The sequence below is a fragment of the Arthrobacter sp. SX1312 genome (assembly GCF_002929295.1).
Lineage (GTDB): Bacteria > Actinomycetota > Actinomycetes > Actinomycetales > Micrococcaceae > Arthrobacter_D.
In genome coordinates this window covers 1-6258 of the sequence record NZ_PJIM01000008.1, presented here as the reverse complement: position 1 = coordinate 6258, position 6258 = coordinate 1, and the positions used below count along the sequence as shown (strand labels likewise).

Sequence of the window (6258 nt, the reverse complement as noted above, 5' to 3'; positions counted from 1 at the left end):
GTGTGGGAGAGTAGGACACCGCCGGACAACCACTCACGAGCAAAGACCCCACCACGGTGGGGTCTTTCCTCGTTAACGGGATCTTCGTCGCCCGAAGTCCTCACCCTCACAGGAGACTCCTACCGCACCCGGCAACGGAGCGGGCTCCTCGCCAGGAGAACCGGGCAAGCAACGGCCCAACCCGAAGGAGTCGATTCCAGTCCGTCAGTAAGGGGTCCATCCGGACCCCGCCGTTGACATGATGACCATGCTTCCGTTTTCGGGCCACGCGAAGCATGCTGAGGTTACTGGCCAGGGAGGGAAGCGACGTGGAACAGTACGAGAGTGGAGGCGCGCCAGACGCGGTTGATCGGATCAAGGTCCATGCTCGGGGCATCTTCGAGGCAACGACGTCGGCGTACTCGCTGATGGATCCCGAGTACGTCATCCTCGACGTGAATCCCGCGTTCGTCGATCTCGTGGGGATTTCCGCTACTGATCTCGTTGGGCGCCAGGCATTCGAGGTGTTCACCGAGAACCCGTCACAGGCAGGGCAGGAACCGGCCAGGGTAATGCGCGAATCGCTCGAACGGGTGAAGAAAACCGGGCAGAGGGACAGCCTGCTCCTCCACCGTTTCGACATCCCTGATCCTGCCCGCTCCGGTGCGTTCCTGGAGCGGTACTGGAGCCCGGTCAATAGCCCCGTCCTGAACGACGAGGGTCACGTGGTCGCTCTTCTGCAGGAGGTGCACGACGTCACCGAGCACCGCGAGGATCTCGTCCGTCTTCTGGCCTACCTCAGTGCTGACCCGGACGCGTCCGACGCCGACCGGAAACAGCGCTTCACCGAGTACTCGGCGGCGACCATGGTGACGTCCGGTCTCTATCGCTCCGCGCGCAAGGAGGTGGAGCAACTGCAGGAAGCCATGAGCTCTCGGGCCGGCATCGAGCAGGCCAAGGGCATTCTCATGGCCCAGCACCACTGCACCAGCGCAGAGGCTTTCCTCCGGCTGCAGAAGATGTCCAACGACACCCACGTCAGGCTGAAGGACGTCGCAACCGCCATCCTCTACCAGGTGACAGCATCGCGCCACGGCGGATAACCACCACGCATCTCCCGCAGCGTGTCCTCGGACGGACCCGGCTCCCGTGCAGGCATGCGCACCAACTCGTGCAAGTACCCATCAGCATCCCACCCGCTATCGATCCCGCGAGGACCGTTGATGGGCTCGTCCGATATCCCGCCGTCGACGCGCCGATCCCGGTCGCCCCGACGACACCGTCGATTACGACGAGCCCGTTGACCACCCGCCACAGGTCACGCCCACCGGGCAGGTGGGTTCGGAAGCAGGAAGGGGATGTACCCCTCTGCGGGCGCATCCCCTTCCAGTCGTTCGGCGCCTCAGTCAGGCGCGGGTCGGCGAGTCAGCTCTTCCTGAAGGCATCCTTGATCTTCTCGCCGGCCTGCTTGAGATCACCCTTGGCCTGATCGCTCCGGCCCTCCGCCTTCAGGCTCTCGTCGCCGGTCGCGTTGCCGGCAGCTTCCTTGCCCTGGCCGCCGAGCTTCTGCGCGGCGTTTCCGATCTTGTCATCGAGTCCCATGATGCTCTCCTTGCGGTGGATGTCAGTAGTCGTGCGATCGGCGTCGTTGCCGATGGGCTCAGTCTAGGCATCCTCACTGCAGCCCGAAGGAGCAGACACCCGGCCAGGGGCGGGAGGCGCGGATCGTCGTGTCCCGCCACGGCGGACACCCGCGTCGATGGCCGCGTTGTGCTGTCGGCGTAGGCCGGATGGGCATCCTCGGCCGGGAGAATAGGCGGCTGTTCGTTAGACTGGAGGGCATTATGGATGACCCCCCGACGCATAGACCCGTGCCCCTCACCTGCCTGAACGCCGCTGTGTCGGCCGATCGAGGATGGGGGGCGGCACCGTGTACGAGTTAGTCATGATCGGCGTCGGCCTGGTTCTCACCGTCGGCACCGGTATGTTCGTGGCCTCCGAGTTCGCGCTCGTGAACCTCGACCGCAGCGAACTCGAAGCCCGCGACGCGCGCGGCGAGAAGGGCTTGAAGCCCACCATCAAGGCCCTGAAGATCACGTCGACGCATCTGTCGAGTGCTCAGCTCGGGATCACTCTGACGACCCTGCTCACCGGCTACACGTTCGAGCCGGCCATCAGTTCCCTGCTGCGCGAACCCCTGCTCGGTGCCGGCATCCCGGAGGGACTCGTGCCCGGGATCGGCGCCGTCGTGGGAATCTTCCTCGCCACCGTGTTCTCCATGGTGATCGGCGAGCTGGTGCCCAAGAACTTCGCGCTGGCCCTTCCCCGACAGACCGCGAAGTTCGTCGTCCCGTTCCAGGCCCTGTTCACCACCGTCCTGAAGCCCGTGATCCTTCTGTTCAACAACACCGCGAACAGGATCATCCGCTCCTTCGGCATCGAGCCCAAGGAGGAACTGTCCGGTGCCCGCAGCGCCGAGGAGCTCAGCTCCCTGGTCCGCCGATCAGCCCTCGAGGGCTCCCTGGATCAGGACCACGCGGAACTGCTGCACCGAACCCTGCTGTTCTCGGACCATACGGCCGATGACGTCATGACCCCCCGCGTACGGATGACCTCCGTGCGGACCACCGACACCGCCGCCGAGATCGTCTCGACAGCTGTGACCACCGGGTACTCGCGGTTCCCTGTCATCGGACAGGACAACGACGACATCCGCGGCGTCATCCACCTCAAGCAGGCCTTCGCCGTCCCCCTGGATGCACGGAGCATCACCACGGCCGAGAAGCTCATGGTCGAACCCCTTCGCGTGCCGGAATCCATGAGCGTCGACAGCCTCCTGGGTCTGCTGCGCCAGCAGGGGCTACAGGTTGCGATCGTGACCGACGAACACGGCGGTACCGCCGGCATCGTCACCCTCGAGGATCTCATCGAGGAAATCGTCGGGGAACTCGAGGACGAACACGACCGCACCCGCGTCGGGGTCGTGCGCACCGGCAAATCGATCACGTTCGACGCATCCCTGCGCCCCGACGAACTCAGGGAACGCACCGGCATCGACGTGCCCGAAGGCGAGGACTACGACACCCTCGCCGGATACATGACCGACGAACTCGACCGCATCCCCGAGCTCGGCGACGAAGTGGCCCTCAGCGACGGTGTCCTGCGCGTCGAACGGGTCCTCGGCGTCCATGTGGAGCGCATCCGCTTCACGCCGACGGATCCTGCCGACTATCAGCAGAGGCCCGACGACGCCCGAAGCCGACACGACCGCACCATCGACGAGCTGACGAAGGACCTGTCCCATGAGTGAGTACCTGCCCGGACTGATCTGGCTGGTCGTGCTTCTGGCCGTCAACGCGTTCTTCGTGGGAGCCGAATTCGCGGTCATCTCCGCACGCCGCTCCCAGATCGAGCCGCGTGCCGAGGAAGGCAGCAAGGCCGCGAAGACAACGCTCTGGGCGATGGAACACGCCACTCTGATGCTGGCCACCAGTCAGCTCGGCATCACCGTCTGCTCCCTGGTCATCCTCAACGTCTCCGAACCGGCGATCCATCACCTGCTCGAATACCCGCTGGCTCTGACCCCGATCCCACCCGAAGCCATCGGCGTGATCGCGTTCATCATCGCCCTGCTGCTGGTCACGTTCCTGCACGTGGTGCTCGGCGAGATGGTCCCGAAGAACATCTCGTTCTCCGTACCCACCAAGGCCGCCCTTCTCCTGGCGCCGCCCCTGGTCTTCGTCTCGAAGGTCGTCAGGCCGGTCATCTGGACGCTGAACGGGATCGCCAACGGCATCCTGCGCCTGTTCAAGGTCGAGCCGAAGGACGAGGCGACCAGCGCCTACACCCTCGACGAGGTCGCCACCATCGTCGAGCAGTCCACCAGGGAAGGCGTGCTCGCCGACGGCAGCGGGACCCTGACCAACGCGTTCGAGTTCACCTCGAAGACCGTCGCCGATGTCGAAGTCCCCATCCAGGACATCGTGCATCTTCCGGTGACCGCCAGCCCGGCGGACATCCAGCGCACCGTCGGGGAGCACGGCTACTCCCGGTACATCCTTACGCGCGACGGCGAACCGAGCGGATACCTGCATCTCAAGGACGTCACGGACCTCTCCACCCCGGAGTCGTTCAATACGCCGGTGCCCGCCAAGAGGGTCCGCAGACTCGCGTCCGCCTACCGCAGCAGCGACCTCGAAGACGCCCTGGCGACCATGCGCCGCACCGGCGCGCACATCGCCCGCGTCTTCGACGCCGAAGGAAACACCACAGGCATGCTCTTCCTCGAAGACATCCTCGAAGAACTCGTCGGAGAGGTCCAGGACGCCACCAGCGCCGCATAACGGTGAGCCTGCTGGCGCAGGCTCACGCACACTCAGAAGCCTGCGCCAGCACAGCCGACCTTCCGACCAGTGAGCGGGAGAACAGCTCCCCGCCCGACGAACGCGGAGGACGTGGTGGGGCCACCATCACATCCAGTCGCGGCGGCGCAAGGGGGGCTCCTCTCCTCCAGAACGTTGCACCAACACCTGATTCACCCCGTTCAGGCCCCGCTCGAATCCGAGTGCGCTCGACGCCATGTACAGCCGCCACACCCGAGCCCGCCCCTCGCTCGTGAGGCGTACCGCTTCGTCCCAGTTCTCCTCGAGGTTGTGCACCCAGGCCCGGAGCGTCAGCCCGTAATGCCGGCGCAGCGCTTCAACGTCAAGCACTTCCAGCCCGGCCGACTCGAGTGCCTCGATCATGGCAGTGAGGCTGAGCATCTCCCCGTCGGGGAAGACGTAGCGGGGGATGAAGGAGTCCGGATCCGGAGGCATCTCACCTGCGTTCCAGGAGATCGCGTGGTTGAGCAGGCGGCCGCCCGGACGCAGCAGGCCGTAGAGATGGGAGGCGTAGTTGCCGATCTGGTGAGCGCCGACGTGCTCGGCCATGCCGATCGAGCTGATTGCGTCGAAGGGACCGTCGTCGACATCGCGGTAGTCCTGAACCCGGATCTCGATGCGATCAGCGAGACCGGCGTCGGACACTCGCTTCTGCCCGAGATCCGCCTGCTCCTTCGACAGGGTGACACCGACGACGTCGACTCCGTAGTTCTGCGCTGCATGCAGTGCAAGACTGCCCCAGCCGCAACCCACATCGAGCACCCGCATGCCGGGCCGGAGGCCGAGTTTGCGGCAGACCAGATCGAGTTTCGCCTCCTGGGATGCGTCCAATCCGACGGTCTCGTCCTCCCAGACAGCGCAGGAATACACCATCGACGGCCCGAGCACGAGCGCGTAGAACTCATTGCCGACGTCGTAGTGATGCGAGATCGCCGCAGCGTCACGTTCCTTGGAATGCTTCCGTCCCGATCGGGTCACGTTCATCTCCTCGGGGGGCGGCGTCGGCGGAAGTCCCAGGGCGCCAACCCGAACTGCTGTCCGGACCAGACGCACACGCTCACCGAACGTCGGTGGGCGGAAGGCCTTCACCTCGGTGAACTTGCCCACGGAGCTGAGGGTCGAGAAGCTCTCGAAGATGTCGCCGGCCCCGTCGATGTCCCCTGCGACATACGCACGGCTGAGCCCGAGCTGATTCGGCGACCACACCATTCGCCGCAAGCCCCTCCGGGAGCGGAAGTCGATCACCGGGGCACCGGGTGGGCCTGCTTCCGATCCGTCCCAGGCCCGGAGCCGCATCGGGATCTCGTCGGTGCCCAGAACGATACCCAAGGCTTCGGCCAACCGTGGTGCCACTCCTATTCTTCTGCCCATGCACCCTGTCTACTACGACTTGTTTATGGGGACCAGAGCACGATCGGCGTGAGGCGCCCCGTGCCCGCCTGCAGTCGTCCGGGGCAAGCTCGGGCGCAGGCCTTCTCCCGAAGGAGGCGGGGACAGCGACCGGGTCCTGAAGCTGGCGCTGCTGCGGGGGCTTCCCGTAGGCGTGGGTGGGTTTGTGATGGGGGCGGGGGTGTTGTACAGTTATCAAGTTGCCCCGGTGAGGGTGACAGACCCCCCAACTGAATGAAGCGGTTCTGGCACGTGTTCCATGTGCAAGATGTCGCTTCCTCCGGTGTCCTCGTACAGCTTCTGCTCGCGGATCGCGGTCCTGGTGTCAGAACCAGCCGGGATAGAGCGGATTTGTGGTTGCGGGGTGGGTGCGGGTAGGCTTGAAAAGTTGCTCCGGAGCGATGACATGATGGTTTGGTCGTGTTTGGTGCCGGTTGTTCCTGTTGTTTGAGAACTCAATAGTGTGCCAAGTTTGTTGATACCGATTGTTTTTTGATTGGTTGAATTT

6 protein-coding genes are annotated in these 6258 nt (G+C 64.7%); 3 read left to right on the top strand and 3 right to left on the bottom strand.

Annotation, left to right across the window (positions count from 1 at the left end; genetic code table 11):
• The first annotated feature begins 308 nt into the window (after positions 1-308).
• The gene (locus CXQ92_RS17390; RefSeq protein ID WP_181033733.1) at positions 309-1082 is read left to right on the top strand and encodes an ANTAR domain-containing protein; all 774 of its coding nucleotides are present in this window, start codon (positions 309-311) and stop codon (positions 1080-1082) included.
• Positions 1083-1404: 322 nt separating this feature from the next.
• On the opposite strand, the gene CXQ92_RS17385 is transcribed toward CXQ92_RS17390, so the two are convergent.
• A complete protein-coding gene (locus CXQ92_RS17385; RefSeq protein ID WP_104169043.1) occupies positions 1405-1581 on the bottom strand; it encodes a CsbD family protein in 177 nt (58 codons plus the stop codon).
• A gap of 328 nt (positions 1582-1909) precedes the next feature.
• On the opposite strand from CXQ92_RS17385, the gene CXQ92_RS17380 reads away from it, so the two are divergent.
• Both CXQ92_RS17380 and CXQ92_RS17375 read left to right on the top strand, forming a co-directional pair.
• Positions 1910-3289, top strand: a complete 1380-nt coding sequence (locus tag CXQ92_RS17380) for a hemolysin family protein (protein ID WP_104169045.1) — start codon at positions 1910-1912, stop codon at positions 3287-3289.
• Complete coding sequence (locus tag CXQ92_RS17375) at positions 3282-4322, top strand: hemolysin family protein (RefSeq protein WP_104169042.1); 1041 nt, start codon at positions 3282-3284, stop codon at positions 4320-4322. Before CXQ92_RS17380 ends, CXQ92_RS17375 begins: the two co-directional genes overlap by 8 nt.
• A 126-nt stretch (positions 4323-4448) precedes the next feature.
• Here the strand turns inward: CXQ92_RS17375 and CXQ92_RS17370 are convergent, their stop codons facing one another.
• Both CXQ92_RS17370 and CXQ92_RS18475 read right to left on the bottom strand, forming a co-directional pair.
• On the bottom strand, positions 4449-5732 hold the full coding sequence (locus tag CXQ92_RS17370) for a cyclopropane-fatty-acyl-phospholipid synthase family protein (RefSeq protein ID WP_104169041.1): 1284 nt from the start codon (positions 5730-5732) through the stop codon (positions 4449-4451).
• 213 nt (positions 5733-5945) lie between these two features.
• On the bottom strand, positions 5946-6258 hold a 313-nt coding region (locus tag CXQ92_RS18475; protein ID WP_219815779.1), incomplete at its 5' end, for a hypothetical protein.

Bases quoted from the DNA above. Each gene is read 5' to 3' on its own strand.
- CXQ92_RS17375 (WP_104169042.1), top strand. From the start codon at position 3,282: ATGAGTGAGTACCTGCCCGGACTGATCTGGCTGGTCGTGCTTCTGGCC.
- CXQ92_RS17385 (WP_104169043.1), bottom strand. From the start codon at position 1,581: ATGGGACTCGATGACAAGATCGGAAACGCCGCGCAGAAGCTCGGCGGC.
- CXQ92_RS17370 (WP_104169041.1), bottom strand. From the start codon at position 5,732: ATGGGCAGAAGAATAGGAGTGGCACCACGGTTGGCCGAAGCCTTGGGT.